The sequence below is a fragment of the Neisseria meningitidis genome (genome assembly GCF_022869645.1).
Classification (GTDB): domain Bacteria; phylum Pseudomonadota; class Gammaproteobacteria; order Burkholderiales; family Neisseriaceae; genus Neisseria; species Neisseria meningitidis.
Genome location: NZ_CP064367.1, coordinates 557575 through 583509 on the forward strand (window position 1 = coordinate 557575; position 25935 = coordinate 583509).

At 49.9% G+C, this 25935-nt stretch carries 29 protein-coding genes, 2 tRNA genes and 1 pseudogene; 3 read left to right on the plus strand and 29 right to left on the minus strand.

The window, feature by feature from the left end; translation table 11 throughout:
• Positions 1-2 precede the first annotated feature (2 nt).
• Positions 3-377 carry a SirB2 family protein gene (locus IUJ45_RS02945; RefSeq protein ID WP_002246086.1) on the plus strand — a complete coding sequence of 125 codons (375 nt, stop codon included), beginning with the start codon at positions 3-5 and terminating at the stop codon, positions 375-377.
• 9 nt (positions 378-386) lie between these two features.
• On the plus strand, positions 387-881 hold the full coding sequence (gene folK / locus IUJ45_RS02950; protein ID WP_002237810.1) for a 2-amino-4-hydroxy-6-hydroxymethyldihydropteridine diphosphokinase: 495 nt from the start codon (positions 387-389) through the stop codon (positions 879-881).
• 126 nt (positions 882-1007) lie between these two features.
• On the opposite strand, the gene IUJ45_RS02955 is transcribed toward folK, so the two are convergent.
• From IUJ45_RS02955 to IUJ45_RS02965, 3 genes are all read right to left on the minus strand, one after another.
• The gene (locus IUJ45_RS02955) at positions 1008-1487 is read right to left on the minus strand and encodes an NGO0322 family iron-responsive protein (RefSeq protein WP_002246085.1); all 480 of its coding nucleotides are present in this window, start codon (positions 1485-1487) and stop codon (positions 1008-1010) included.
• A gap of 219 nt (positions 1488-1706) precedes the next feature.
• Positions 1707-2444: a bifunctional demethylmenaquinone methyltransferase/2-methoxy-6-polyprenyl-1,4-benzoquinol methylase UbiE gene (gene ubiE, locus IUJ45_RS02960; RefSeq protein ID WP_002246084.1), complete on the minus strand. Its 738-nt coding sequence runs from the start codon at positions 2442-2444 to the stop codon at positions 1707-1709.
• A gap of 42 nt (positions 2445-2486) precedes the next feature.
• The gene (locus IUJ45_RS02965) at positions 2487-2855 is read right to left on the minus strand and encodes a gamma-butyrobetaine hydroxylase family protein (RefSeq protein ID WP_002214052.1); all 369 of its coding nucleotides are present in this window, start codon (positions 2853-2855) and stop codon (positions 2487-2489) included.
• Between the two features lie 119 nt (positions 2856-2974).
• On the opposite strand from IUJ45_RS02965, the gene mnmC1 reads away from it, so the two are divergent.
• Positions 2975-4594 (plus strand): FAD-dependent 5-carboxymethylaminomethyl-2-thiouridine(34) oxidoreductase MnmC1, encoded by a 1620-nt coding sequence (gene mnmC1, locus IUJ45_RS02970; RefSeq protein ID WP_002246083.1) that lies wholly within the window; start codon positions 2975-2977, stop codon positions 4592-4594.
• Here the strand turns inward: mnmC1 and IUJ45_RS02975 are convergent.
• From IUJ45_RS02975 to thrS, 26 genes and pseudogenes are all read right to left on the minus strand, one after another.
• The gene (locus IUJ45_RS02975) at positions 4591-4740 is read right to left on the minus strand and encodes a hypothetical protein (RefSeq protein ID WP_002214056.1); all 150 of its coding nucleotides are present in this window, start codon (positions 4738-4740) and stop codon (positions 4591-4593) included. The two genes, mnmC1 and IUJ45_RS02975, sit on opposite strands and share 4 nt — an antisense overlap.
• A gap of 651 nt (positions 4741-5391) precedes the next feature.
• Positions 5392-5466 (minus strand) — tRNA-Glu (locus tag IUJ45_RS02980).
• A gap of 17 nt (positions 5467-5483) precedes the next feature.
• Positions 5484-5560, minus strand: a tRNA-Arg gene (locus tag IUJ45_RS02985).
• Positions 5561-5669: 109 nt separating this feature from the next.
• On the minus strand, positions 5670-7343 hold the full coding sequence (gene recN, locus IUJ45_RS02990; protein WP_002246082.1) for a DNA repair protein RecN: 1674 nt from the start codon (positions 7341-7343) through the stop codon (positions 5670-5672).
• A 183-nt stretch (positions 7344-7526) separates the two neighbouring features.
• Positions 7527-8129, minus strand: a complete 603-nt coding sequence (gene scpB, locus IUJ45_RS02995) for an SMC-Scp complex subunit ScpB (RefSeq protein ID WP_002225450.1) — start codon at positions 8127-8129, stop codon at positions 7527-7529.
• Between the two features lie 100 nt (positions 8130-8229).
• Positions 8230-9171: a ribosome biogenesis GTPase YlqF gene (ylqF, locus tag IUJ45_RS03000; RefSeq protein ID WP_002222746.1), complete on the minus strand. Its 942-nt coding sequence runs from the start codon at positions 9169-9171 to the stop codon at positions 8230-8232.
• An 80-nt stretch (positions 9172-9251) separates the two neighbouring features.
• Positions 9252-10106 carry an RNase adapter RapZ gene (gene rapZ, locus IUJ45_RS03005; RefSeq protein WP_002246081.1) on the minus strand — a complete coding sequence of 285 codons (855 nt, stop codon included), beginning with the start codon at positions 10104-10106 and terminating at the stop codon, positions 9252-9254.
• The gene (gene hprK, locus IUJ45_RS03010) at positions 10087-11049 is read right to left on the minus strand and encodes an HPr(Ser) kinase/phosphatase (protein WP_002214066.1); all 963 of its coding nucleotides are present in this window, start codon (positions 11047-11049) and stop codon (positions 10087-10089) included. The genes rapZ and hprK overlap by 20 nt, the downstream gene beginning before the upstream one ends.
• 1 nt (position 11050) lies before the next feature.
• Entirely contained in the window at positions 11051-11500 is a 450-nt protein-coding gene (gene ptsN, locus IUJ45_RS03015) for a PTS IIA-like nitrogen regulatory protein PtsN (protein WP_002214068.1), read from the minus strand.
• Between the two features lie 184 nt (positions 11501-11684).
• Positions 11685-12575 carry a 4-hydroxybenzoate octaprenyltransferase gene (gene ubiA, locus IUJ45_RS03020; RefSeq protein WP_002246079.1) on the minus strand — a complete coding sequence of 297 codons (891 nt, stop codon included), beginning with the start codon at positions 12573-12575 and terminating at the stop codon, positions 11685-11687.
• A gap of 29 nt (positions 12576-12604) precedes the next feature.
• Positions 12605-13081, minus strand: a complete 477-nt coding sequence (locus IUJ45_RS03025) for a chorismate--pyruvate lyase family protein (RefSeq protein WP_002246078.1) — start codon at positions 13079-13081, stop codon at positions 12605-12607.
• Positions 13082-13095: 14 nt separating this feature from the next.
• Entirely contained in the window at positions 13096-13743 is a 648-nt protein-coding gene (gene bioD / locus IUJ45_RS03030; RefSeq protein WP_002246077.1) for a dethiobiotin synthase, read from the minus strand.
• Positions 13740-15041, minus strand: a complete 1302-nt coding sequence (gene bioA / locus IUJ45_RS03035; RefSeq protein WP_002246076.1) for an adenosylmethionine--8-amino-7-oxononanoate transaminase — start codon at positions 15039-15041, stop codon at positions 13740-13742. Before bioA ends, bioD begins: the two co-directional genes overlap by 4 nt.
• Before the next feature lie 212 nt (positions 15042-15253).
• Positions 15254-15493, minus strand: coding sequence for a hypothetical protein (locus IUJ45_RS03040; protein WP_002232044.1), 240 nt, complete (start codon positions 15491-15493; stop codon positions 15254-15256).
• A 259-nt stretch (positions 15494-15752) separates the two neighbouring features.
• A complete protein-coding gene (locus IUJ45_RS03045; protein ID WP_002246075.1) occupies positions 15753-16238 on the minus strand; it encodes an FxsA family protein in 486 nt (161 codons plus the stop codon).
• Positions 16239-16567: 329 nt separating this feature from the next.
• Positions 16568-16876 carry a hypothetical protein gene (locus tag IUJ45_RS03050; RefSeq protein ID WP_002241315.1) on the minus strand — a complete coding sequence of 103 codons (309 nt, stop codon included), beginning with the start codon at positions 16874-16876 and terminating at the stop codon, positions 16568-16570.
• Positions 16860-17162 carry an integration host factor subunit alpha gene (locus IUJ45_RS03055; RefSeq protein ID WP_002214080.1) on the minus strand — a complete coding sequence of 101 codons (303 nt, stop codon included), beginning with the start codon at positions 17160-17162 and terminating at the stop codon, positions 16860-16862. Before IUJ45_RS03055 ends, IUJ45_RS03050 begins: the two co-directional genes overlap by 17 nt.
• A 73-nt stretch (positions 17163-17235) precedes the next feature.
• Positions 17236-19599, minus strand: a complete 2364-nt coding sequence (pheT, locus tag IUJ45_RS03060) for a phenylalanine--tRNA ligase subunit beta (protein WP_002246073.1) — start codon at positions 19597-19599, stop codon at positions 17236-17238.
• Positions 19600-19634: 35 nt separating this feature from the next.
• A complete protein-coding gene (locus tag IUJ45_RS03065) occupies positions 19635-20153 on the minus strand; it encodes a hypothetical protein (RefSeq protein ID WP_002214084.1) in 519 nt (172 codons plus the stop codon).
• A gap of 6 nt (positions 20154-20159) precedes the next feature.
• Positions 20160-21224 (minus strand): AAA family ATPase, encoded by a 1065-nt coding sequence (locus IUJ45_RS03070; RefSeq protein WP_002214086.1) that lies wholly within the window; start codon positions 21222-21224, stop codon positions 20160-20162.
• Positions 21225-21400: 176 nt separating this feature from the next.
• Positions 21401-22393: a phenylalanine--tRNA ligase subunit alpha gene (pheS, locus tag IUJ45_RS03075; RefSeq protein ID WP_002246072.1), complete on the minus strand. Its 993-nt coding sequence runs from the start codon at positions 22391-22393 to the stop codon at positions 21401-21403.
• 124 nt (positions 22394-22517) lie between these two features.
• Positions 22518-22628: pseudogene (locus IUJ45_RS11150) on the minus strand (IS5/IS1182 family transposase); the annotation flags it as partial.
• 110 nt (positions 22629-22738) lie between these two features.
• The gene (gene rplT / locus IUJ45_RS03085; protein WP_002214103.1) at positions 22739-23098 is read right to left on the minus strand and encodes a 50S ribosomal protein L20; all 360 of its coding nucleotides are present in this window, start codon (positions 23096-23098) and stop codon (positions 22739-22741) included.
• 12 nt (positions 23099-23110) lie between these two features.
• The gene (rpmI, locus tag IUJ45_RS03090; protein WP_002232040.1) at positions 23111-23308 is read right to left on the minus strand and encodes a 50S ribosomal protein L35; all 198 of its coding nucleotides are present in this window, start codon (positions 23306-23308) and stop codon (positions 23111-23113) included.
• 146 nt (positions 23309-23454) lie between these two features.
• A complete protein-coding gene (infC, locus tag IUJ45_RS03095) occupies positions 23455-23976 on the minus strand; it encodes a translation initiation factor IF-3 (protein ID WP_010951024.1) in 522 nt (173 codons plus the stop codon).
• A 17-nt stretch (positions 23977-23993) separates the two neighbouring features.
• On the minus strand, positions 23994-25907 hold the full coding sequence (gene thrS, locus IUJ45_RS03100; protein WP_002246913.1) for a threonine--tRNA ligase: 1914 nt from the start codon (positions 25905-25907) through the stop codon (positions 23994-23996).
• Positions 25908-25935: the final 28 nt, after the last annotated feature.

Genomic DNA, 25935 nt, shown 5'->3' on the forward strand with positions numbered 1-25935 from the left:
CCATGCAGTATCTGATTGTCAAATACAGCCATCAAATCTTCGTTACCATCACCATTTTGGTATTCAACATCCGTGTTTTCCTACTTTGGAAAAATCCAGAAAAGCCCTTGGCGGGCTTTTGGAAGGCACTGCCCCACCTTAACGACACCATGCTGCTGTTTACGGGATTGTGGCTGATGAAAATTACCCATTTCTCCCCGTTCAACGCGCCTTGGCTCGGTACAAAAATCCTGCTTCTGCTCGCCTATATCGCATTGGGTATGATGATGATGCGCGCCCGTCCGCGTTCGACCAAGTTCTACACCGTTTACCTGCTCGCCATGTGTTGCCTCGCCTGCATCGTTTACCTTGCCAAAACCAAAGTCCTGCCTTTCTGAAACACCGTTATGAACAACAGACATTTTGCCGTCATCGCCCTGGGCAGTAATCTTGAAAACCCTGCCCAACAGGTACGCGCCGCATTGGACACGCTGTCGTCCCATCCTGACATCCGTCTTAAACAGGCTTCCTCACTGTATATGACCGCGCCCGTCGGTTACGACAATCAGCCCGATTTCGTCAATGCCGTCTGCACCGTTTCCACCACCTTGGACGGCATTGCCCTGCTTGCCGAACTCAACCGTATCGAAGCCGATTTCGGACGCGAACGCAGCTTCCGCAACGCGCCGCGCACATTGGATTTGGACATTATCGACTTTGACGGCATCTCCAGCGACGACCCCCGACTCACCCTGCCGCATCCGCGCGCGCACGAACGCAGTTTCGTCATACGCCCTTTGGCAGAAATCCTCCCTGATTTTATTTTGGGAAAACACGGAAAGGTTGCCGAATTGTCAAAACGGCTGGGCAATCAAGGCATCCGTCTTTTACCGGATAAGTAATTCCGCACGCGGATGCCGTCTGAATGCCGGTTTCAGACGGCATTTTTCCTTTGCCGCCAACACGCGTGCAAAAAAATCGCCCCTTGGGAAAGGGGCGCAAAAGGAACACAAACCACTACCAAAACTTTAAATCTGCAACATTGCCTGCCGCATACTGTATCCGACAGGATATAAAGCCCTCACTAAATCGTTTCGAGAAATCCAAACTTCTTCATCGCCGACAGAAAATCTGCCTTTCTCCGGCACCAGCTCCAACAAAAACGGTTGAACCGCCGTATGCAGCCTGTCCTTACACCGCCCCAGCTTTCTGGACAAGGCGGACAGGGCGCGTTTGTAGGCACTATCCTTGCGGTCAAGCTCCCGCGCACTGCCGACCCAGCTCAAACGCAGGCTGCGGCTTTCATCCTCAATCAGCAAAATGCCTGTTTTGACTTCCCCCACCTCGGGCTCGCATGAAAGCGCAATATAATATTTGCCGTCGATGTTGACATACGCCGCTTCATGCACCTGACAGTTGCAGCCGGAAGTGGCAAGCAGCGAATAAACAGAGTCCCGATGCAGTTTCAAAATATCAAGGGAAATCTGTTTGAAAATACTTTCCGGCATTTTTCCCTCCTTTCGTCTGCTGCGTTGTTTACTGGATTGACTGCATTATACAGACATCTCCCAATCTTGCAAATGATAATTGTTCCTATTTTTTAAAAAATTTATAAATTATTGATGGATATGTGAATTAATTTTAAGATTTAAAATCTCTTTCTCAAAAAAACACAAAAATGCCGTCTGAAACGTGTTCAGACGGCATTGGCTGCACAGCCAGTCCGTTTAAAATTTCACGCCCTTATGCAGCGCGACGATGCCCGCACTCATATTGTGATAATCCACGCTGTCGAAGCCCGCATCCAGCATCATCTGTTTCAAAGTTTCCTGATCGGGGTGCATACGGATGGATTCGGCAAGATACTGGTAACTCTCCGCATCTTTCGCAATCAGCCTGCCCATCGCCGGCAGCAGCTTGAACGAATAGAAATCATACGCGCCTTCGAGTGGCTTGTAGATTTTGGAAAACTCCAATACCAGCAATGTCCCGCCGGGTTTCAAAACACGGTACATCTCTTTCAGCGCGGCATCTTTATGCGTCATATTCCGCAAGCCGAACGCCACGGAAACCAAGTTGAAATAATTGTCAGGGAAAGGCAGTTTTTCCGCATCGGCAAGCGACACGGGCAAAATCATGCCTTCGTTCAAAAGACGGTCGCGCCCGACGGTCAGCATAGAAGAATTAATATCGGTCAGCCAAACCTCGCCTTCCTTGCCGACGCGTTTCGCCCACCCTCGGGACAAATCGCCCGTACCGCCCGCAATGTCCAACACTTTATCGCCTTTTTTCAGGTGCGCCGTGTTGATGGTGAAATGCTTCCACACCCTGTGCAGCCCTGCCGACATCACATCGTTCATAATGTCGTAGTTTTTGGCGACGGAGTGGAACACTTCCGCCACTTTTCCGGCTTTCTCATCTTCGTTGACCGTGCTGAACCCGAAATGCGTTTTCTGTCCGCCCATATTCTAACCACCTCCCTGATGCCGCCCTACGGCATCCCAAACTTAACAATCTGATTGCTTTTCAAAACGGGAAGCACCCGCCGCCGCCAATTTGTCCAAATATTCCTGCCACATCGCATCGTATCCGTATGCCAGTCTGTGCAGATACGCCCAATCGTAAAGACCGCTGTCGTGCCCGTCCGAAAAACTGATTTTCAGCGCATACTGTCCGACAGGCTGCAAATCCGTGATTTGGACATCCGCCTTGCCGGTCTGCAAAACATCCTGTCCCACGCCGTGTCCGCGCACTTCCGCACTCGGCGAATAGACGCGTAAAAATTCGGCAGGCAGATTTTTAGGTTCGTCCCCATAAGTCAAAACCAACACGGTACGGTTTTTCAACAAACGGATTTCAACAGGAATATTATTCAAAAAACACCTCGGTTCGGCATACAATATCCGGCAGGCGCAGGCGTGCCTTCAAACGGCGCGTATTTTAACAGCTTTATCCCGATACCGATATTCAAACCCACATTTCAGACGGCATTGATATGGACAATCTCGCATGGAACGGCATTCCCGACATCCGCACACTCGACCAAACCATCCGCAAACACGCACACCCGCTCAACCTGATTGTCTGCCTCCCCGATAATCAGATTCCCAATTTTCAAACCGCACAAGATGCTTCGGACGCGGAATGCCGTCTGAAGCACCGTTTGGATCAGGCAACCCAGTGCCTCCAGTTCGACAGCATCAACCTGATTGAACACATCCTGCCCGATGTCCGCTTCTGGCTGGTTCCCCCTTCACGCACCCGCCGCCTGCACGAACACTTCCACCACATTTCCTGGCAGACCGAAGCCATCCCGCAAACCGAAAGTAAGCCCGACAAACCCTGGTTTGCACTTCCACAAACATCCGAACGGCAAAAACCGGAACACATCCTCGTTATCGGAGCGGGCATATCCGGCGCGGCAACCGCCCACGCCTTAGCATCATACGGCATTTCCGTTACCGTATTGGAAGCCCGAAAAGCCGCCCAAGCCGCCAGCGGCAACCGCCAAGGGCTGCTCTACGCCAAAATCTCGCCGCACGACACCGAACAAACCGAACTGCTGCTTGCCGGCTACGGCTACACCAAACGCCTGCTCGGACATATCCTGCCCGAATCCGAAACCTGGGGCGGCAACGGCATCATCCACCTCAATTACAGCCGCACCGAACAACAACGCAATCACGAATTGGGTTTGCAAAAACACCATAACCACCTCTACCGCAGCATCACGCAGGCAGAAGCCGAAAAAATCGCCGGCATCCCTCTGAACACGCCCTACGCCGAACCATTATGCGGACTGTTTTGGCAGTACGGCGTATGGCTCAATCCTCCCACATTCGTCCGCGCCCTCCTCAGCCATCCGCTCATTGGACTACACGAAGACACACCGTTAACCGACATTTCCCACGACGGGGAAAAGTGGATTGCAAGCACGCCAAACGGCACATTTACCGCCACACACATCATCTACTGCACCGGTGCGAACAGCCCCTACCTACCCGAAACCAACCTCGCCACCCTGCCCCTCAGGCAAATACGCGGACAAACCGGCCTCACACCGTCCACCCCGTTTTCCGAACAACTGCGTTGCGCCGTTTCAGGCGAAAGCTACATCAGCCCGTCGTGGCACGGACTGCACTGCTACGGCGCGAGTTTTATTCCCAACAGCAGCCATACCGGATGGAACGAAGCCGAAGAAGCCTCAAACCGCCAAGCATTGGCACACCTTAACCCCGCCCTTTCCGAATCATTGTTTGCCGCCAACCCAAACCCCCAAAAACACCAAGGGCACGCCGCCATACGCTGCGACAGCCCCGACCACCTTCCCCTAGTCGGCGCACTCGGCGACATTGCCGCTATGCAACAAACTTACGCCAAACTCGCGCTGGACAAAAACTATCGCATCGATGCCCCCTGCCCGTACCTGCCCAATGCCTACGCCAACACCGCCCACGGCACACGCGGGCTTGCCACCGCCCCCATCTGCGCCGCCGCCGTTGCAGCCGAAATCCTAGGCTTGCCCCATCCCCTCTCAAAACGCCTGCGCCACGCCCTACACCCCAACCGCGCCATCATCCGCGCCATCGTCAGAAGGAAGGATCTAACCCCTTAAGCCTTTGCCGCATGCCGTCCCGACCACAGAAAATCATATTCAAATAAACATACCAATCCTGACGGTAAAATATCGAAAACACCCATAACATTTTCTTCCCAAAATAAGGAGTAAGGAATGCCTAACAAATTGCCTTTGCTGTCCAAGATGAATGTTCCGTAACATTCGAAGACTTCCTTAACCCTGCCAGCCGTTTCGGTTTCTGTACCTCCTGTTAGATAAGGAAGGAATGAAAAAGCCCTGTTGATTGTATGAAGTAAAGGGCGTTAATTTTTGTTAATCTTCCCTTCTCAGGAACTCAATATATAAGGATGTTAATTTTTATTTCCCTTCTCGAGGACTCAATATAGTGGATTAACAAAAACCAGTACGGCGTTGCCTCGCCTTAGCTCAAAGAGAACGATTCTCTAAGGTGCTGAAGCACCAAGTGAATCGGTTCCGTACTATTTGTACTGTCTGCGGCTTCATCGCCTTGTCCTGATTTTTGTTAATCCACTATAGTATGAGACCTTTGCAAAAATAGTCTGTTAACGAAATTTGACGCATAAAAATGCGCCAAAAAATTTTCAATTGCCTAAAACCTTCCTAATATTGAGCAAAAAGTAGGAAAAATCAGAAAAGTTTTGCATTTTGAAAATGAGATTGAGCATAAAATTTTAGTAACCTATGTTATTGCAAAGGTCTCAGTATGAGAAATGAGAAATGAGAAATGAGAAATGAGAAATGAGAAATGAGAAATGAGAAATGAGAAATGAGAAATGAGAAATGCCTCCGATATAATCGGAGGCATTTTGAATTGGCACGCCCACGGGGAATCGAACCCCGGTTACCGCCGTGAAAGGGCGATGTCCTAACCGCTAGACGATGGGCGCATATTGTATTTTCTTACTGGCGCACCCGGAGCGATTCGAACGCCCGACCCTCTGGTTCGTAGCCAGATACTCTATCCAACTGAGCTACGGGTGCAGCACAATCACTTGTTCAAGTGATTAAGAAAGCGTGATAATACGGATTTATCTGAGTTCTGTCTATTGTTTTAGACTTTTATTTTTAGTTATTTTTTAACTGATTGATTTTAAAATAAACTATTTTTCGACGCAAGTTGCAGCAATTCTGCCGCATGTTGCCGCGTCGTATCGGTAATGACTTCTCCGCCCAACATACGGGCAACCTCTTCGATCCGTTGGATTTCATCCAATATACTGATTTCGCTGACGGTTTGCTCTCCCTCGCTGTGCTTGCGCACCCGCCAGTGGTTTTCGCCGCAGGATGCGACTTGCGGAAGATGGGTAACGGCAAGCACCTGATGTTTTCTGCCCAACGCACGTAATGCCTTGCCGACCATTTCAGCCACTCCCCCTCCAATACCGGTATCGACCTCATCAAAAATCAGGGTGGGAACTTGGGTATATTGGCTGGCAACAACCTGTAAGGCAAGGCTGATACGCGCCAATTCGCCGCCGGAGGCAACTTTATTCAGCGGACGGGGCGGATTGCCTTTGTTGGCGGCAACTTGAAATTGAACCTGCTCCAAACCGTGTGCCGTCGGCGACGAGGGCAACAGGACGATGTCGAAACGTGCACCTTTCATGGCAAGGTGTTGCATATGCTCGGTCGTTTCGCCGCTCAAACGCTCTGCCGCCTGATGGCGCATGGCAGAAAGGATGTGGGCAGCTTCCTGATATTCGGCAAAATTGTGGGCAACATTATGCTCGAGCGCGTCCAAATCGGCGGCAGCTTGCAGGCTTTGCAGGCGTTCTTCGATTTCTGCCAACTTGGCAGGCAACTCTTCAGGCTCGATCCGGTATTTCCGCGCCATCCCCATCAGTTCGCCCATACGCTGTTCCTGTGCCGCCAATTCATTGGGGTTGATGTCGCTGCGTCCTGCCACATCGCGCATATTGGCACTGATTTCGCCCAATTCGGCCTCGATGCTTGCCAACATATTCAGGCTCTCGGCAAAGCGCGGCTCGATGTTTTGCAGATTGGCCAATAGTTTTTGACATTGATAGATATGGCGTTGGATGCCGTTGTCGCCGTCAATCTTGCTTCCGACTTCTTCGGCAGCCTGCAACAGCTCGGCAGAATGGGCAAGGCTGTCGTGGCTTTGGCTGAGGGCTTCCCATTCGCCTTGTTTAATGTCCAACTGATTCAATTCGTTAAACTGCCATTCCAGACGCTCTTGTTCGAGTGCAATGTTTTCTGCCTGTTCCTGCGCTTCCTGCAATGCTTTTTTTGAGTTTGCCCAGTTTTGATAAAGCTGCCTGACGGTTTCCGCCTGCGCCCTGCTGCCCGCAAATGCGTCCAACAATTCGCGCTGGGCGGCTTCCTGATTAAGCGAATGATGGGCGTTTTGCCCGTGGATGTCGATAAGCTGGCTGCCGACGGCTTTGAGTTGCGCCAAGGTAGCGGCCTGATTGTTGATAAAGCTGCGGCTTTTGCCTTTGGCATCGATAATGCGGCGGATACTGAGTTCTTCTTCTCCGTCGTTTAAAAGCCCCTGTTCATACAATTCTGCTTTTAAAGTAGGCAAATGGGAAATATCGAACAATGCCGACAACTGCGCTTCTTTTGCGCCGCTGCGGACTTGGCTGTAATCGGCTTTATCGCCCAACAGCAGACCAATCGCATCCAAAGTAATGGACTTGCCCGCGCCAGTTTCTCCAGTCAATACGGTAAAGCCGCTTTGAAAATCCAGATTCAGATTTTCAACAATGACAAAATCACGCAAAGAAAGTGTTAGAAGCATCGTGAGGATTCCTTAGCAATTCTACCGACAAAAGCAATATCAACTTTAGATATACGAATTATAACTAAGATTTTTTAAATTAAAAATAAGTTTTTCCTTAATTTTTCTTAGTGCTTGTTTTTATCTGCTTATTTGTTGCAATGCCGTCTGAAGCAATGTGCGTTTCAGACGGCATTTGGAATTTCAGTTGGGCAGGGTATCGGATGGTACGGTTGTCGGCTCTTCTTCATCCGTAGGCGGCATTTCTATCAAATCGGGCAAAACCAGTTCGCCCAGTTCGGTCAGCGGAGGAAGTTCTTCCAGACCGTCCAAGCGCAAATCGCTGAGAAACGTTGCCGTTGTTGCCCACAATGCGGGTTTTCCCAATGTGTCCCGATGTCCGATGACTTCAATCCACCCCCGATCCTGCAAGGTCTGGATCACGTTCTGCGACACCGCCACACCGCGTATGCCTTCGATGTCGCCGCGCGTTACGGGCTGCTGGTAGGCGATAATCGCCAGTGTTTCCATCACGGCGCGGGAGTAGCGCGGCGCACGCTGTTCTTGCAGGCTGCCCAGCCGCTCGAATGCCGTCTGAACAATCTGAAAACGCCAGCCCTCTTGCGTATGCACCAGTTGCAACGCCCTATCCTGCCAACGCGTTTTCAACTGCGCCAACACATCAATCAGTTTGTCCTGCGACAGTGGCGGCACACACAATTCGCGCATAGATTTTTCGGTCAGCGGTTCGGTTTGGGTCAGCAGTGCGGCTTCAATTAGTGCGTCGGGAGAAATTTTGTCGGTCATACGGGTATCCGTGCTGAAACGGCATGGGTTTGGATATGCCGTCTGAAATCGGTTGGAGTAGAGAGAAGCTGCCTGAAAAATATTTTTCAGACGGCATTCTTTATGCTTCCGAAGGCTTCTGCCCTTTACGCTCTGCTTTTCTGGCTTCGCGTATGGCTTTGAGTTCGGCTTCTTTCTGACGGGCTTTTTTGAGCCAAGTTTCCCATTGGTTCGGCGTTTCGAGGGTGATTCTGCCGATTTTGCCTTCACGGAAGTCGGTAAGGATGTTTTCGGCGGCTTTTTGGTAGTTGATCCGTCCGCCGCTGAGGACTGCGCCGCGTTTTTTGGCTATCCATTCGAGCCAAACGTTTTCGTCCCAGTGGCTGCTGGGGTCTTTGTCGGCTTGGTAGCGTTCTTGCAACATAGGGAGGTAGTGGCGGCGGAGGTAGTCTAAAAGTTCGAGGGCGACTTCTTCTTCGTCCAATGCGTTGCGTCCGACTGAACCGCCGGCGGCGAGGTTGTAGCCGCTTTCTTCGACAATGATTTTCGGCCACAGCATTCCGGGGGTGTCGTACAGCCAGAAGTCGTCGGCAAGGAAAAGGCGTTGTTCGGCTTTGGTGATGCCGGGTTCGTTGCCGGTTTTGGCGGATTTTTTGCCTATCATGCCGTTGATGAGGGTGGATTTGCCGACGTTGGGAATGCCGCAAATCAAGACGCGCAAGGGTTTGTCTATGCCTTGCCGGTGGGGAATCATCGCGCGGCAGGCTTGGGTAATTTTGCCGTGTGCGCCTGTTTCGGAGGAATCGAGGGCGATGGCGCAGGTGTCGGGGCGGCTGTTATAGTGTTCGAGCCAGATTTTGGTGCGCTCGGGGTCGGCAAGATCTTGTTTGTTGAGGATTTTAAGTTTGGGTTTACCTTTGGAAAGCTGGGCAAGCAGGGGGTTTTCGCTGGAGGCGGGCATACGCGCGTCCAGCATTTCAATCACCATATCAACGCTTTTTGCACGCTCGGCGATGGCTTTTTTCGCCTTGTTCATATGGCCGGGAAACCATTGGATTGCCATGTCTGTTCTTTCTTTTCAATATTTGAAATGCCGTCTGAAACGGAGGACGGGGTTTCAGACGGCATAATGGTTTGACGGAATTAGCGGTCTGACAGGTTTTGCGCCTGTCTGTGCCGTATCAGCAATTCATAACGCCCTTTCAACCTTCGGGCGAGTTTTTCGACAATATAGACCGAACGATGCTGCCCTCCGGTACAGCCGATGGCGACGGTAACGTAGCTCCTGCTTTCATCCTCCAAACGCGGCAGCCAATGCGTCAGAAATTTTTCGATGTCGTCCGCCATTTCCTGCACAAGCGGCTGTCCGTCCAAATAATCCCAAACGGGCTTGTCCATACCGGTGTAAGGCCTCAACTCGGGATCGTAATACGGGTTGGGCAGGCTGCGCATATCGAACATAAAATCGGCGTTGTTCGGCACGCCGTATTTGAACCCGAAGGACTCCAAAATCACCAGCAGCCCGGTACGTTCGACCTTCAGCCACTGCCGGACTGCATGGCGGAGCTGTTGGGCATTCATCTTGGAAGTGTCGATACAATAGGCGATTTCTTTAAGCGGGAACAGCCATTCCTGTTCTTTCTTTAAGCTTTCCAACAAGGTCATATCCTGATTACTCAGAGGATGTCCTCGCCTGGTTTCGGAAAACCGGCGGACCAACACGCTTTCTTCCGCCTCGACAAACAAAACTTCAACCCTGTGCCCCAGTCCGCGCAGATAGGCAATCTGTTCCCGCGCCTGTCCGATGTCAATGCCGGAACGTACATCGACGCTGACCGCCAATTCGGTTTCGTCCGCACGCTCGATATGATACGACACCAGCGCGGGCAACATTTCCAAGGGCAGGTTGTCCACGCAGAAATAACCCGAATCTTCCATTTGGCGCAGTGCGACGGATTTGCCCGAACCGGACAACCCGCTAATCAGGACGATTTTCATGATTCTGTTCGTTTTCTTTAAGCTGCGTCTGATGGCGTTCCAAAAATTCGCGCGTACTATCCTTACCGCGCAACTGAAGAATATAATTGCGCACCGCCGCTTCAACCAATACGGCAAGGTTGCGTCCGACCGCGACAGGCAGCGTTACCGAACGGACGTTGACGTTGAGGATGGATTCGGTTTCGGTGCGGATACTCAACCGGTCGAGCTGCTTCATATACTCGTCGTCTGCCTCGACCAAATTGATAATGAGTTGCAGGATTTTTTTGGGGCGGATGGAAGTTTCGCCGAAAATATGGCGGATATTGAGTATCCCCAAGCCGCGCACTTCCAAAAAATCACGCAGCATAGGCGAACAACGCCCTTCCAATGTTTCCGGACCGATGCGGAACAGCTCGACCGCATCGTCGGCAATCAGGCTGTGGCCGCGCGAAATCAGTTCCAACGCCAATTCGCTCTTGCCCAAGCCAGAATGTCCGGTAATCAGCACGCCGATTTCAAACACATCGAGAAATACGCCGTGTTTGACGGACGATGCCGCCAGGGTGCGTTGCAGGTAAATCCGCAACACGTCCATCAGATAGGGGCTTTCGAGTTTGGAAGTCAGCAGTGGAATATCGTTTTTATGGCAATAGTCGCGCAGCCCCGGGGAAACCGGCAAGCCGTTTGCCACAATAACCAAAGACATGGAAATATCGAACAGGTCGCCGAACTGATAACCCGTTTCCCCCGATTCGAGACGGTTCAGATATTCCGATTCCGCCAAACCGACCACTTGGATTTGGTTGGGGTGGATGAAATTCAGGTGTCCGACCAAAGCGAGGACGGGCTTGTCCGCCTCTACGCCGATACGGTTGTCCGCACCCGAATTGCCGGCGGCCCAGGCAAGTTGTAACTTGTATTGGTTGTCGTCAAACAGTCGGCGGACGGAAATACTGGGCATATTATTCTTCAGTCAAAATGGCGCGGGCTTCTTCCGCAGAAGAAACCGTCATCAGCGATTCGCGGATGCTTTTTTGGGAAAACTTGCCGGCCAGTTTGGACAATACTTCCAAATGCTCGCCCGTCGCATTTTCCGGAACCAGCAAGATAAAAACCAGGGAAACCGGTTTGCCGTCCGGTGCGTCAAATCCGACGGGTTCGCGCGTGCGGATGAACGCGCCCGTCGCCTGCTTCACGCCGGCATGACGGCCGTGCGGGATGGCAACGCCCTGCCCCAAACCGGTCGAACCGAGTTTTTCACGGGCAAAAAGACATTCGAAAACATCAGCATGGGACAATGAGGATTCGCGTTCCAAAAGCAGGCCCGCTTCCTCAAACAGCCTTTTTTTACTGCCCACCTCCATATCCAAAACAATATGGGACAAAGGCAAAATTTCGCCGATAAGGCTCATAAGCTTCTCTTTTCAGACATCGCAAAACAGAAAGATTGTACCGACTGCCAGGGCAAATCTCAATCCCGCATACGGTACGGGCTGACATAACACAGCGTTTTAAAAACATATTTTAACGCTTTTCGGCACAGATAGAAATGCCGTCCAAAGCAGTTTGCGGCTCTTCAGACGGCATTGCCCTGCCTTATTTCGCAAAAAACGTATGGGCAAAAATGGCGGTAAACCACACCCAACCAATTCTGTTGTTTGCCAAAAACGTTTCAAAACAGATTTGCCGGACGCGGCTTTTGATGGCGGCATATTGGCGGTATTGCAGCAGCAGGACGATGGGGATTGCCGTCCAATATGCCCATGCCGCACCGATAACCGCCCCCAATACTGCCATCAGCAGGGTAAAGCCGCCATGACACAGCATAACGGCGGCGATGTCGTAACGCCCGAACGTGACGGCGGAGGTTTTGATGCCGATTTTCAAATCGTCTTCTTTGTCCGCCATGGCATAAACCGTGTCATACGCCAGAGTCCATAACACATTGGCGGTAAAAAGTATCCATGCTTCAACGGGGACGCTGTTGCCCACTGCGGCAAACGCCATCGGGATACCGAAGGAAAAGGCAAGCCCGAGATAGAGTTGGGGAATCGGAAAAAAGCGTTTGGTAAACGGGTAAGTCAGCGCAAGAAACAGCGCGGGCAGGCTCATCAGCCATGTCAGATGATTCAGCGGAATCAGGCACAATGCGGCAAGCAGGCACAAAAATGCCGTCAGCAGCAGCGCTTCTTTTTTCTTGACCCTGCCCTGTGCGAACGGACGGTTTTTAGTGCGCTCGACAGCCCCGTCAAAATCGCGGTCGGCAAAATCGTTGATGACGCAGCCGGCACTGCGCATTAAAAACGTGCCGATTGTAAACGCCGCCAATACCGCCAAATCGGGAATACCGTCTGAAGCCAGCCACAACGCCCAGTAGGTCGGCCACAGCAAAAGCAGCGTCCCAATGGGCTTGTCCGCCCGCATCAGTCTGATATAAACGTCCAAACGATCGGACAGGCGTAAAAATAAAGGGGATTTAGGATTCATATTGCCGCGCAGCTTGAAAAAACGGTATTTTATCCGATAAAGCGTTTCAGTTCGGGCAGAAAATACTCGGTCAGCAGCATTTCCTCGCCGTGATGGGAAAACCGCGAACGCCGAGCGGCAAAGTACCGTCCGCATCCTTCGCCGAAAACGGCAAACTCAAACGCCGAACGCGCCCCTTCCAAATCGGCTTGAAACAGACGTTCGCCCAAAGGACGCGTGCCGCAGTCCAAAATGTTTTGCCAAAACGCCGAACCGATACGGCATTCGCTCCTTGCCGCGACAACAGGGATACCGTCCAGCTTCAACAAAACTTCGCGCACCAGCCGCCCTCCGCATTCCGTTTCCAATTCGCCCAGTTTCAGCAGTTCTACCGAAAACAGATGCGGCAAGGCGCGCAATGCGGCAGTCAGCGACCGGGCTTTCAATAACCGGCTCATCGGCAGGCCGATGCCGTCTGAAACGTCGGCGGGCAGGTCGGGCAACCATTCCTCAAATAGGTGTTCCATATTTTTCCCAATCTTTATACCGCATCTGTTTTTGCCAACTCCAACCATTCCGCCTCGGGGAAACTGTCTTTCAGACGGCATTTCAGATAGTTCAAGCTGTCTTGAGCGACGTGTGCGTCGCGGCTGTCGTGGATGTGATTGAACACGAGACTGTGCAGGCGGATGCCATATTGTTTGAGCGCGGCGAAACTGAGCAGGGTGTGGTTGATGCTGCCGAGCCGTCCGCTCGTTATGAGGATGACGGGATAGCCTTGCTGACGGATATAATCAATGGTTAACAGGTTTTCCGTCAGCGGAACCATCAAACCGCCCGCGCCTTCGACCAAGACGATTTCGTATTGCGCCGCCAGTTGCTGCGTGGCGGTGCGGATTTTGTCCAAGTCCAAAGCCCTGCCGTCAAGACGGGCAGCGAGATGAGGCGAAGCTGGATAACTGAAGATTTCAGGCATGGTCAGCCCTTGTTTGTCCGCTTCCTGCATCGGGATGCCCATAATTTTGCGGTGAACGGCGATGTCGTCGGCGATGTTTTGGCAACCGGTTTGCACGGGCTTTTGCGTGATTACGCTTTTGCCTTGTTGCAACAATTGTTTTGCCAATACGCCGGTGGCGATGGTTTTGCCGATGTCCGTGTCTATGCCGCTGACGAAGTAAACGCCTTTCATTTGCTGTGTTCCTTCAAGATTTGTACGGTTTTGTCGGCAAGTTCGGTCAAGAGGCCGTCTGAAATGATGTAAGGCGGCATGAGGTACACCAGCCTGCCGAATGGGCGCACCCAAATGCCCTGCGCCACGCAGTCCGCTTGAAAACGCGCCATATCCACGCCTTTATCCAGCTCGATCACGCCGATTGCACCCAAAACGCGTACGTCTTTCACGCCGCGAATATCCCACGCGGCTTTCAGACGGCCTTTTAAGATGCTTTCAATGCGGCGGATATTTGCCTGCCAGTCTTGAGACAAAAGCAGTTTGACCGAAGCGCAGGCAACGGCACACGCCAGCGGGTTTGCCATAAACGTCGGGCCGTGCATAAACACGCCCGCTTCGCCGCGCGAAATCGTTTCGGTAACTTTTTGCGAAGTGATTGCTGCCGCCAGCGTCATATAGCCGCCGCTCAAGCCCTTGCCGATACACATAATATCCGGCACGACCTCCGCGTGTTCGCAGGCAAACATCTTGCCCGTGCGCCCGAATCCGGTAGCGATTTCGTCAAAAATCAACACGATATCAAATTCGTCGCACAAATCACGCAATCCGCGAAGATACTGCGGATGATAAAAATACATGCCGCCTGCGCCCTGCACGACCGGTTCCAAAATAAAGGCGGCAATATCCGCATGATGCGCTTCAAACAAGGCGCGGACAGGCTGCAAATCCGCCCCGTCCCATTCATCATCGAAACGGCTTTTCGGATTATCGACAAAATAACGCTGCGGCAGAGTGCTGCCGAAAATATGGTGCATCCCCGTTTCCGGATCGCAGACGGACATCGCGTTCCAAGTATCGCCGTGATACCCGCGCCGCACCGTCGCAATATTCTGCTTCGCCATCAGACCCCGCGCCTGCCGGTATTGCACCGCCATTTTCAACGCAACTTCCACCGAAACCGAACCCGAATCCGCATAAAAAATACGGTCCAGCCCCTGCGGCAGAATTCCGACCAACAACTTGCCCAGTTCCACCGCCGACTCGTGCGTCAAACCGCCGAACATCACGTGCGCCATTTGCTTAATCTGCGTCTCAACCACCTGATTCAAAACAGGATGATTGTAACCGTGTATCGCACACCACCAAGACGACATCCCGTCAATCAACCGCGTGCCGTCCGCCAATTCGATAAACACCCCTTCTGCACGTTTGACAGGATAAACGGGCAGCGGATCGGTCATGGAAGTATAGGGATGAAGCAGATGGGTACGGTCAAAATCGAGCAATGATGATATGTGTTGATGTTCAGACGGCATAAGTTTCTCTCTTTTCTTCTTACTGTATTCAAACGCAAAACGCGTATTCTACTCCGACAGACCGTTTCCCACACCTCTCCATCCGTTTCGGGCGCAAAACCGCGAAACAAATCGTCCGCAGTATAAGCGCACACCGTTTCGCATTCCTCAAGCCCGATTGGAATCAGACGGCCCAACGCCCAATACCGTTTCACACAGCCTCTGCCAACGCTTCAATCAGTCATAGACAAAACGGCAATCCATACGATACAGATCATAGCAACAGCCATCGCAACAGCGTTAGCAAAATCAGGGGACTCCGACATAGGCGCATAGCACCTACCGATGCACGGCTCCTCATTCGGCTCTATGAATACCATACCCATCACAAAATCCACCGCCAAAACCAGGCACGGCTTCTTATACTTATGATAGATTTCCACCATCCTGCTCCATATATCCCAAACATTCATACCGTATATCCCGCAGGCAACAAATTCCGATTGAAGGTTACAGCCCTATTTTATAGTGGATTAACAAAAATCAGGACAAGGCAACGAAGCCGCAGACAGTACAAATAGTACGGAACCGATTCACTTGGTGCTTCAGCACATTAGAGAATCGTTCTCTTTGAGCTAAGGCGAGGTAACGCCGTACTGGTTTTTGTTAATCCACTATATTTTCAAACCGGAAAAATGCCGTCTGAACCTTCAGACGGCATTCCATTCACATTTATTCGTCTTTTTTGTGTTCGATGGCGTTTCGGAAACGATTGCCGCCGTAAGGCTCTTCAACCGTATATTCCCCCTCGATAATATCGTCATCGCGGGAAAAGCCCTCTTTTCTGCCCGATTGGTTCATGTTGAAAAAATTTTCCGCACCTCCTGCCTGCAACACTGCACCTCCCTTAAACGGCAGCAGCAGCAATACCGCCAACACCGAGGATACGAATCCCGGACTCATCAGACACACCGCCGCCACCGTATAACGGATAGGCCACAACATCTGATAAACGGATACCCTCCCGCCGCTTCTCATTGCCGCGCCCGCCAATAAAAGACCGGACAGCCCCGTATGCCTGAGCATCAGCACGCCGGCGGCAAAGGTTGCCGCCATTAGAAACAGCGTCCAACCGCCGCCCAACCAATCGGCAACCCACACAATCGACATAATCTCCAAAAACAGCAGCACCAAAAAACCGATACCGAAAAATCTCATTGACCGTCATCCTTATATTTAAGTAAACAGCAAACCGCCCGAACAGGACTCCAAGCGAGCTGCCTGTAAATGATTACAAAACCATGTGCTTCAAGCCGAAACAATGTGAAATCACGCAATATAGTGGATTAACAAAAACCAGTACAGCGTTGCCTCGCCTTAGCTCAAAGAGAACGATTCTCTAAGGTGCTGAAGCACCAAGTGAATCGGTTCCGTACTATTTGTACTGTCTGCGGCTTCGTCGCCTTGTCCTGATTTTTGTTAATCCACTATAATTATTTTTTAGCGTGTAAAACAAAACCGGCTGCATACCTGCAACCGGCCTCAAATCAGCACAATTCCTTATCCAAATCCGCCAACAGGTCTTTCAGAGCGTCTCCGATTTCCTGAAGCGTAACCGGACGGTTGCCGTCCGAACCCGATTCCGCACCTTCTGCATACGGTGCAAACGTGCTCTGCAATTTCAACAGTTTCACCACATCCAAACGGGTGTAGCGTTCGCCGCCGTAACCGACAACCACACCGTGATTATGCTGCCATTGCGCAAAACCATAGGGGCTGATTTGCAACAGTCCGCACAACTCGTCCAGCGTGAAATAGCGTTTTGCGGGAACCTTCAAATCAACGTTGTTTGTCATAGTAGTGTTCCACCATGCTTTTGAGTTTCTGGCTGGCATGGAAAGTTACCACGCGGCGGGCGGTAATCGGCACTTCCTCGCCGGTTTTAGGATTACGACCCGGGCGTTGCGGCTTGTCGCGCAACTGGAAATTTCCGAAACCGGAAATTTTGATTTCTTCGCCGCTTGCCAAAGTGCTGCGGATTTCTTCAAAAAAGAGTTCGACGATTTCTTTGGCATCGTTTTTGGTGACGTTGCTGACTTTGTCTACCAAAATATCGGCCAGTTCTGCTTTAGTGAGAGTCATATGATTACCTTCTGTTGTAACAGTTGTGGATTATTACCAATTTTTATTTAAAATTCAAGCGAATATTTATTTTTTAACTGCGAAGCCGCGCCCCTGCCGCCGTTGCCGCGCCAATCAGTTTTCCGATAAGCGGCTCGACCGCCTCATCCGTCAGCGTGTTTTCCATATCCTGCAAAATCACTTTGACCGCCACGCTCTTCATCCCTTCGGGCAGTCCCATGCCGCGATACACGTCAAACACGCTGATTTCCTGTACCAACTTGTTTGCCGCGCCTTTCAAGACAAGCAGCAAATCATCATGGCTCATAGCTTCCGGCATCACAAACGCCAAATCGCGGCGCACCGGCTGGAATTTCGATACGGCCCGATAGCGCGTTTTCCCGCATTCCAACACGGCCGCCATATCGATTTCAAATACCAGCGGCGCTTGCGGCAGGTCGTATTTTTGCAGCCATTTCGGATGCAGTTCGCCGACAAAGCCGATGACTTTGCCGTCTGAAACGATATTGGCGGCGCGTCCGGGATGCAGGGCGGGATATCCGGTTTTAACGAACTCGACCGCTTTGTTTTTCAACAGATTTTCCACATCTGCCTTGATGTCGTAAAAATCCGCATTGCGCGTTTTCCCGCCCCATTGTTCGGGCATTGCCGCGCCGTACCACAAGCCGCCGATGCGTTCGTTTTGGACAAACCGGCCGTCTGAACCTTTGCCGAACACGCGGGCGATTTCAAACACGCGCACGCGGTTTTGTTTGCGGTTCAGGTTGTTTTGCAAAATTTCCACCAAGCCGCCGATGAGTGTGGAACGCATCACGGCATATTGCGCCGCCAGCGGGTTTTGCAGGCGGATGGGGTCGGCGTTGGCGGCAAAATCTTGTTCCCACTGCTCGTTAACAAAGGCATAGCTGACCACTTCGCGGTAGCCGCGCGCCGCCATTTCGTTGTAAACGGCAAAACGCGGGCGGCGTGTTTCGGGCAGTTCCAGCATTTTCAGACGGCCTGACGTGTAATCGTCGGGGATGTTTTCATAGCCGTAAACGCGTCCGATTTCTTCAATCAAATCGGCCTCAATTTCAATGTCGAAACGGAAGCTCGGCGCAGTAACGCGGAAGCCTTCCGCCGTTTTCTCGGGCTGCAAACCCAAATGTTGCAAAATGGTTTCCACCTGTTCGGAGGGAATGTCCACGCCCAACACGGTTTTCAGACGACCCAAACGCAATCCGACCTGCTTGACTTCAGGCAATTCGCCTTGCGCTTCCACCATTTCTCCTGCCGCACCGCCGCAAATCTGCAAAACCAATTCGGTGGCGCGTTCAATGGCATCCGCCTGCAAACGGTAATCCACGCCGCGCTCGAAGCGGAACGACGAATCCGAACCGAAACCGTATTGGCGCGATTTGCCGGCGATGATTTCGGGCGCAAACCAAGCCGCTTCCAGCACGATATTTTGCGTGCCGTCTGAAACCGCGCTCGCCGCGCCGCCCATTAAGCCCGCCAAACTCAACGCGCCTTTTTCGTCTGCCACGACCAGCGTATTTTCAGACAGGGAAACGGTTTTCTCGTTCAGGCATTCCAGCGTTTCCCCTTCGCGCGCGCGGCGGATGTGCAGGCTGCCGGAAAGTTTGTCGGCATCGAAAACGTGCATCGGCTGGCCGATTTCCAGCATCACATAATTGCCGATGTCCACCAGCACGGAAATACTGCGGATGCCGCTGCGCTCCAAACGTTGTTTCATCCAATCGGGAGTAGCCGCTTTCGCATTGACATTTTCAATAACGCGGCTGATAAAACGGCCGCAATCGGCAGGCGCGTCAATTTTCACAGCCCGGGTTTTACCGCCTTCAGACGGCATTTTCCGGATTTCGGGCTGCCTGAACGCGCACCCCGTCAATGCGGACACTTCGCGCGCAATGCCCTTAACACTCAAGCAATCAGCGCGGTTAGGCGTAATTTTCAACGTAAACAGCGTATCGTCCAAATCCAAGTATTCACGGATATTGGTACCGACGGGCGCGTCTTCAGGCAGAATGTGCAGGCCGTTCACACCGTCGTCGGGCAGACCGAGTTCGTCGGTGGAACACAACATCCCGTTCGACACCACACCGCGCATTTTAGTCGGCTTGATTTTGAAATTGCCCGGCAACACCGCACCCGGCAGCGAACACGGCACTTTGATGCCCGCTTTCACATTCGGCGCACCGCACACAATCTGCACCAACTCACCCGTGCCCACATCGACTCGGGTAACGTTCAAACGGTCGGCATCAGGATGTTTTTCAACGGATTTCACTTCGGCAATCACCACGCCCGCAAACGCAGGCGCGGCAGTTTCAGCCTCTTCCACTTCCAAGCCGGACATCGTTAACAGATGTTCCAGCTTATCGGAGGAAAGTTCGGTATCGGCTTGGGTTTTCAGCCATGAGTAGGAGAATTGCATGTTATGTTCTCAATTAACTAATTAACTTTAGATTTTCAAGAGCTAGCTAAACCTTTTTGAATGGCTAAGTCCCTATTAATTACTTCTACAGAAATGTTCCATAAAGAAATCAACCGCAAAGTATCTTTCTTATTAAATTCTTGCTTTATTAATTCATTCAATTGCCCAAGATAATTAAGCGGCACATCCGGGATAACCAGTAATAATTTGATTTCTATGCTACCCCATTGCAAATTTGAAAAAGCACTAGGCATAATTGTTTCTTTGATATCTTCTCTGCCTAATATTCCCAAAATTTCAACATTTAATGCATTACACCATTTTTGATAAATCTCTGAAATATATTCATCAAAACGCTCAGGAGATCTTTCTTGATTTGGAATACTTTGTTTTGCCTCAACAAATAACAAATTATCTTCTTGCAGATAGATAAACTCTACTGTCTTAATACCTTCTTGCCTTCTCTTCCGGATATATGGTTCTATATAAAACAGGTTATTTTTTACTAGATTAAAAGTTATACCTGATTCAGTGAGATTTATTATTTCACTCATAAAAACCTAACCAATCCATGCTGTTTCCGGAGATAAAACACCTATTTCTTCTCTGAACAATCGAATAGACTCACCAATAATTTCATTATCCGGCATGCTATTTTGTAAATTTTCCTGCACCCAAGTAGTCTGTTCCTTTTCTTTGCCAGGCATAAAAACAGGAATACTTTCACTATGCTTTCTAGCTAATAAACACAGCTTCTTGATAACAAAATATGAATGCGTACTCATAAAAATCTGTATTCCCAATTTGGATTTAGATAAGGAAAACAGAATTTCTAGAAATTGATTAATTGCTTTCGGATGTAGATTAGCTTCTGGCTCATCAATAAATAAGATTGATCCAGGACTCAAAAACCGATTTCCTAATAGAGTGTCTAATATCCCAATCTTTTTTACCCCCTCTGCTGTAGAATTGATAGAGAAAGTTTGTCTATCTTTTTCATATACCCATGCCTTCTTTTTATCATTGTAGCTAACATAACCGCCAAACAATGCTTCTAGATCCTTTCTAGCTTCCGCTGCCTCAGGGTAATTCCTCCCTTTTGTTGGTTTAATATCCAATGCTTTTACCAAATCAATGTAAGTAGCATCAAAACCAAATCTCTTTTCTTCCTCTGATTTTTTAATTACATCAAATAGTGATAGAACTTCTTTGGGTGGTAAAAAAATAGAGTTAGCGTTTATTCTGGGAGAAAGTTCGTATAGCTCCGGTTTAATTAGCTTTTTGGTAGTTCTACCAAAAGAAAACAAAACTGAAGAACTATCTTCTAAAGTCATACTTAACTTAAGAGGCCGTTCGTTTGGATTTTCTTTTCCTCTTGTAACTAAATCACCAATTTCCTCTACTTGGAACGTCCAATATAGCTTATCTCGCAATTCCTCAGAAAAATCACGAATATTCTTTCCTTTATGAGCTTCCTCATGACTTTTTAAAACACTATATAATGCCTTTAAAATAAAAGTTTTCCCTTTGCTATTTTCTGCAATAATTAAATTTATTTTCCCTAAATTATCAGCCTTCAATAAGCTAATCGGCCCGAAATTTTCAAGCCAAAATGATTTAATCATATAATCCCCCTAATATATATCAACAATATTTGTACAAGACACATTGTGAAAAGACAGCAACCACAGCACCATAGTAAACGCATAGCAGGCGGATAATGGAGCGACATAGCGTTTCATGATTTAGCTTTCTGAGGTAGGCACAGGCTGCTTTTTTCATTTTTAGGCAGCCTACACAATCATTTTACAAACTGCTTCAAAAAATTCAAATCGTTATCAAAAAACAAGCGCAAGTCGTTCACGTTGTAACGCAGCATAGCGAAGCGGTCGAGACCAATACCAAAGGCGAAACCGGTATATTTTTCAGGGTCGATATTGACGTTTTTCAACACGTTAGGATGTACCATACCGCAACCGCCGACTTCCAACCATTTGCCGTTTTCGCCCATGATGTCGATTTCGGCAGAAGGCTCGGTAAACGGGAAGAAAGACGGACGGAAACGCACTTGCAGGTCATCGCGTTCAAAGAAGCGACGGATAAAGTCAGTGAACACTGCTTTCAAATCGGCAAAAGTCACGCCCTCTTCCACCCACAAACCTTCCGCCTGATGGAACATAGGCGAGTGCGTGGCATCGCTGTCCACGCGGTAAACGCGGCCGGGGGCGATAATGCGGACGGGCGGCTCTTTTTTGTCGAGCATATAACGGATTTGAATCGGGGAAGTGTGCGTACGCAAAACATCACCGTTTTCAACGTAAAACGTATCCTGCATCGCACGGGCAGGATGGTTTGCAGGGATGTTCAGGGCTTGGAAATTGTGAAAATCGTCTTCGATTTCAGGCCCGTCCGCCACTTCGAAACCCATTCCGTGAAAGAGTTCGACCACACGTTGCAAGGTCAGGGTTACGGGATGCAGGCTGCCGCCTTCCTGAGCGCGTCCGGGCAGGGTAATGTCGAGGGCTTCGGCGGCAAGTCGGGCTTGCAGCTTGGCTTCGTTGAGGGCATCGCGTTTGGCATTAAAAGCCGTCTGAAACCGGTTTTTGCATTCATTGATATGCGCACCTATGGTTTTGCGCTCTTCAGGCGACATTTGCCCCAAAGTTTTCAGAAGTCCGGTCAACTCGCCGGTTTTGCCAAGATAACGGGCTTTGATTTGTTCTAGAGCGTTGAAGTCTTGCGCAGCTTCTACTGCGGCAATGCCTTCTGCAACGATGCGGTTTACATTTTCCATAATATCAAGTCTGTCAATTAATGATATGCCACCTGAAACAACGAGGCCGCCTGTATAGCCTGACATATCAGACTCTTCAGACGACCTTATTTTCTTCACGGTCAATCCATTGGATAAATTTTCTGTATAGTGGATTAAATTTAAACCAGTACGGCGTTGCCTCGCCTTGCCGTACTATCTGTACTGTCTGCGGCTTCGTCGCCTTGTCCTGATTTAAATTTAATCCACTATATTTTAACGCAAATTTATTTAAAAAAATAGACTTTAAAGAAAGAAAATCAATCACATAGAATTTCTGCAAACAAAGAAAAAAGGAAGCCGCAGCTTCCTTTTCAATTTTTTGGATTAAGCAGCCAAAGCAGCTTTGGCTTTTTCAACCAATTGTGCAAAAGCGGCTTTATCGAACACGGCCAAATCAGCCAATACTTTGCGGTCGATTTCGATAGAGGCGCGTTTCAGACCATTCATAAATTTGCTGTAAGACAACCCGTTTTCACGCGCACCTGCATTGATACGGACAATCCACAATTGACGGAATTGGCGTTTGCGTTGGCGGCGGTCGCGGTATGCGTATTGGCCGGCTTTCATTACCGCCTGCTTGGCAACGCGGTAAACGTTTTTACGACGGCCGCGGTAGCCTTTGGCTAACGCGAAGATTTTTTGGTGACGGGCACGGGCGGTAACACCGCGTTTTACGCGTGGCATATTCTAAACTCCTTAAGCGTAGGGTAACATTTTAGCAACAGAAGCCAAATCGCGATCGTTTACCATAGAGGTACCGCGCAATTGGCGTTTGTTTTTGGTGGTCTTTTTAGTCAAGATGTGGCGTTTGAACGCATGAGCGCGTTTCACACCGCCGTTACCCAGTACTTTAAAGCGTTTTTTCGCGCTAGACTTGGTTTTCATTTTAGGCATGGGAAAACTCCATTCGTTATCGGATAAGGCATTAGGGGGTTTTAAAACATCGGTTTCAAACACTTGAACCCACAATGCCACGGTTTTTTGCCGCAATTAAAAACTTACTCCGAAGCGGCAATCGGAGTAAGCGGAGAATTATAGCTTTATTTTTTCTTCGGCGCAATCATCATCACCATTTGGCGACCTTCCATTTTGGGAAAGGACTCGATTTGCGCCACTTCAGCCAAATCTTCTTTTACACGTTCCAAAAGTTGCGCGCCGAGTTGCTGGTGAGCCATTTCACGGCCGCGGAAACGCAATGTCACTTTGACTTTATCGCCGTCGGCAAGGAAGCGGTTAATGTTGCGCATCTTGATTTGATAATCGCCCTCATCCGTACCCGGACGGAATTTGATTTCCTTGATTTGCACCTGCTTTTGGTTTTTCTTGGCTTCGTCGCGTTTCTTGGCCTGCTGGTATTTGTATTTACCGTAATCCATCAGTTTGCACACAGGCGGTTTAGCAGTTGGGGAAATCTCTACCAAATCGACATCCTGCCCTTCGGCCATAGCCAAAGCTTCACGAACTGAAACGACACCAAGCTGTTCGCCTGACTCACTGATTAAACGCACTTCTTTGGCGGTAATTTCGCCGTTGATTCGTGCTTCGCGTTCTTGAGCGATGATGAATACTCCTATAAAAATTAATGATTGACGAGGGCATCAGTGATTTCTTGCTGCAATTGCGCAATGAAATCATCCAAATCCAAAGAACCCAAATCTTCTGCTTTGCGGCGTACCGCCACTTTGTTTTCCTGCTTCTCCTTATCGCCGACAACGATTTGATAAGGGAAACGGTATTGGCTGTTGTCGCGGATTTTGTAACCGATTTTTTCGTTACGCAAATCCAATTCGACACGGAATCCTGCCGCCTGCAATTTGGCAGCCACTTCCCGACAATAATCTGCCTGATTTTCGGTAATATTCATAATTACCAATTGAACCGGAGCCAGCCATAACGGGAAAGAGCCTGCATGGTTCTCAATCAAAATGCCGATAAATCGCTCCAAAGAACCTAAAATGGCGCGATGCAACATAACAGGTCGCGCACGGTCATTGTTTTCGGTTACATATTCTGCATCCAAGCGTTCCGGCAAGACGAAATCCAGTTGTAATGTACCGCATTGCCAAGAACGACCCAAGGCATCTCTGACATGATATTCGATTTTAGGCCCGTAAAACGCACCCTCGCCCGGCAATTCGCCCCATTCCACGCCGCAGGCAGTCAATGCCTCGCGCAAACCCTGCTCTGCCTTATCCCACACGTCATCTGAACCTGCACGTTGTTCAGGGCGAAGAGAAAGCTTGACGGATACATCATGGAAACCGAACTGTTTGTAGATGCGAACCAACAATTCATTGAACGCACGGGCCTCGCTGACGATTTGATCTTCGGTACAGAAGATATGCGCATCATCTTGCACAAAACCGCGAACACGCATCAGACCATGCAATGCACCGCTTGGTTCATTGCGGTGGCAAGAACCGAATTCCGCCAAACGCATCGGCAAATCGCGATATGAGCGCAAACCGTTATTAAAAATTTGCACATGACCCGGACAGTTCATCGGTTTAACCGCATATTCGCGTTTTTCCGAACTGGTTACGAACATATTGTCTTTATAGTTTTCCCAGTGGCCGGATTTTTCCCAGAAAGTTTTATCCATAATCTGAGGCGTTTTCACCTCTTTATAACCGGCAGCATTCAACTCTTTACGCATATGCTGTTCAATCACTTGCCACAAAGCCCAGCCTTTAGGATGCCAAAACACCATGCCCGGTGCTTCGTCTTGCAAATGGAACAGATCCAATTGCTTGCCAAGTTTGCGGTGGTCGCGCTTTTCGGCTTCTTCGATACGTTGAATATAGGCTTTCAACTCGTCTTTTGTCGCCCAAGCCGTACCGTAGATGCGTTGCAGCATTTCATTGTTGCTGTCGCCGCGCCAGTATGCGCCCGCCAGCTTGGTCAGTTTGAAGTTTTTCAGGAAACGAGTATTCGGAACGTGCGGTCCGCGGCACATATCGACATATTCCTGATGATGATACATCCCCATCGCTTCCACTTCAGGCATATCGTCAATCAGGCGCAGTTTGTATTCTTCGCCGCGCTCTTGAAAAATTTTAATCGCCTCCGCACGCGGAGTCATGATTTTGACCACATCATAGTCTTGGGCAATCAATTCTTTCATACGCGCTTCAATGGCGGCAACATCTTCCGGTGTAAACGGTTTTTCCGTGGCAATGTCGTAATAAAAGCCCTCTTCAATGACGGGGCCGATAACCATTTTTGCATTAGGATAGAGTTGCTTGACGGCATGCCCGACAAGATGGGCGCAGGAATGGCGGATGATTTCGATGCCTTCCTGATCTTTCGGAGTAATGATTTGAACAGCAGAATCTTCAACAATCGGGTCGCACGCATCGACCAATTTGCCGTTTACCCTGCCTGCCACCGCCGCCTTCGCCAAACCGGCACCGATAGACGCAGCAATTTGAGCCACGGTAACGGGGGATTCGTATTGGCGGACTGAGCCGTCCGGCAAGGTAATGTTCAACATCAAAAAGCTCCAAAACATTAAAAAATAA

What these genes read in the sequence shown, in the direction of transcription:
- IUJ45_RS02945 (WP_002246086.1), top strand. Translation starts at nt 3, where the DNA reads ATGCAGTATCTGATTGTCAAATACAGCCATCAAATCTTCGTTACCATC.
- folK (WP_002237810.1), top strand. Translation starts at nt 387, where the DNA reads ATGAACAACAGACATTTTGCCGTCATCGCCCTGGGCAGTAATCTTGAA.
- IUJ45_RS02955 (WP_002246085.1), bottom strand. Translation starts at nt 1,487, where the DNA reads ATGCCGGAAAGTATTTTCAAACAGATTTCCCTTGATATTTTGAAACTG.
- ubiE (WP_002246084.1), bottom strand. Translation starts at nt 2,444, where the DNA reads ATGGGCGGACAGAAAACGCATTTCGGGTTCAGCACGGTCAACGAAGAT.
- mnmC1 (WP_002246083.1), top strand. Translation starts at nt 2,975, where the DNA reads ATGGACAATCTCGCATGGAACGGCATTCCCGACATCCGCACACTCGAC.
- recN (WP_002246082.1), bottom strand. Translation starts at nt 7,343, where the DNA reads ATGCTTCTAACACTTTCTTTGCGTGATTTTGTCATTGTTGAAAATCTG.
- scpB (WP_002225450.1), bottom strand. Translation starts at nt 8,129, where the DNA reads ATGACCGACAAAATTTCTCCCGACGCACTAATTGAAGCCGCACTGCTG.
- ylqF (WP_002222746.1), bottom strand. Translation starts at nt 9,171, where the DNA reads ATGGCAATCCAATGGTTTCCCGGCCATATGAACAAGGCGAAAAAAGCC.
- rapZ (WP_002246081.1), bottom strand. Translation starts at nt 10,106, where the DNA reads ATGAAAATCGTCCTGATTAGCGGGTTGTCCGGTTCGGGCAAATCCGTC.
- hprK (WP_002214066.1), bottom strand. Translation starts at nt 11,049, where the DNA reads ATGCCCAGTATTTCCGTCCGCCGACTGTTTGACGACAACCAATACAAG.
- ptsN (WP_002214068.1), bottom strand. Translation starts at nt 11,500, where the DNA reads ATGAGCCTTATCGGCGAAATTTTGCCTTTGTCCCATATTGTTTTGGAT.
- ubiA (WP_002246079.1), bottom strand. Translation starts at nt 12,575, where the DNA reads ATGAATCCTAAATCCCCTTTATTTTTACGCCTGTCCGATCGTTTGGAC.
- IUJ45_RS03025 (WP_002246078.1), bottom strand. Translation starts at nt 13,081, where the DNA reads ATGGAACACCTATTTGAGGAATGGTTGCCCGACCTGCCCGCCGACGTT.
- bioD (WP_002246077.1), bottom strand. Translation starts at nt 13,743, where the DNA reads ATGAAAGGCGTTTACTTCGTCAGCGGCATAGACACGGACATCGGCAAA.
- bioA (WP_002246076.1), bottom strand. Translation starts at nt 15,041, where the DNA reads ATGCCGTCTGAACATCAACACATATCATCATTGCTCGATTTTGACCGT.
- IUJ45_RS03040 (WP_002232044.1), bottom strand. Translation starts at nt 15,493, where the DNA reads ATGAATGTTTGGGATATATGGAGCAGGATGGTGGAAATCTATCATAAG.
- IUJ45_RS03045 (WP_002246075.1), bottom strand. Translation starts at nt 16,238, where the DNA reads ATGAGATTTTTCGGTATCGGTTTTTTGGTGCTGCTGTTTTTGGAGATT.
- IUJ45_RS03050 (WP_002241315.1), bottom strand. Translation starts at nt 16,876, where the DNA reads ATGACAAACAACGTTGATTTGAAGGTTCCCGCAAAACGCTATTTCACG.
- IUJ45_RS03055 (WP_002214080.1), bottom strand. Translation starts at nt 17,162, where the DNA reads ATGACTCTCACTAAAGCAGAACTGGCCGATATTTTGGTAGACAAAGTC.
- pheT (WP_002246073.1), bottom strand. Translation starts at nt 19,599, where the DNA reads ATGCAATTCTCCTACTCATGGCTGAAAACCCAAGCCGATACCGAACTT.
- IUJ45_RS03065 (WP_002214084.1), bottom strand. Translation starts at nt 20,153, where the DNA reads ATGAGTGAAATAATAAATCTCACTGAATCAGGTATAACTTTTAATCTA.
- IUJ45_RS03070 (WP_002214086.1), bottom strand. Translation starts at nt 21,224, where the DNA reads ATGATTAAATCATTTTGGCTTGAAAATTTCGGGCCGATTAGCTTATTG.
- pheS (WP_002246072.1), bottom strand. Translation starts at nt 22,393, where the DNA reads ATGGAAAATGTAAACCGCATCGTTGCAGAAGGCATTGCCGCAGTAGAA.
- rplT (WP_002214103.1), bottom strand. Translation starts at nt 23,098, where the DNA reads ATGCCACGCGTAAAACGCGGTGTTACCGCCCGTGCCCGTCACCAAAAA.
- rpmI (WP_002232040.1), bottom strand. Translation starts at nt 23,308, where the DNA reads ATGCCTAAAATGAAAACCAAGTCTAGCGCGAAAAAACGCTTTAAAGTA.
- thrS (WP_002246913.1), bottom strand. Translation starts at nt 25,907, where the DNA reads ATGTTGAACATTACCTTGCCGGACGGCTCAGTCCGCCAATACGAATCC.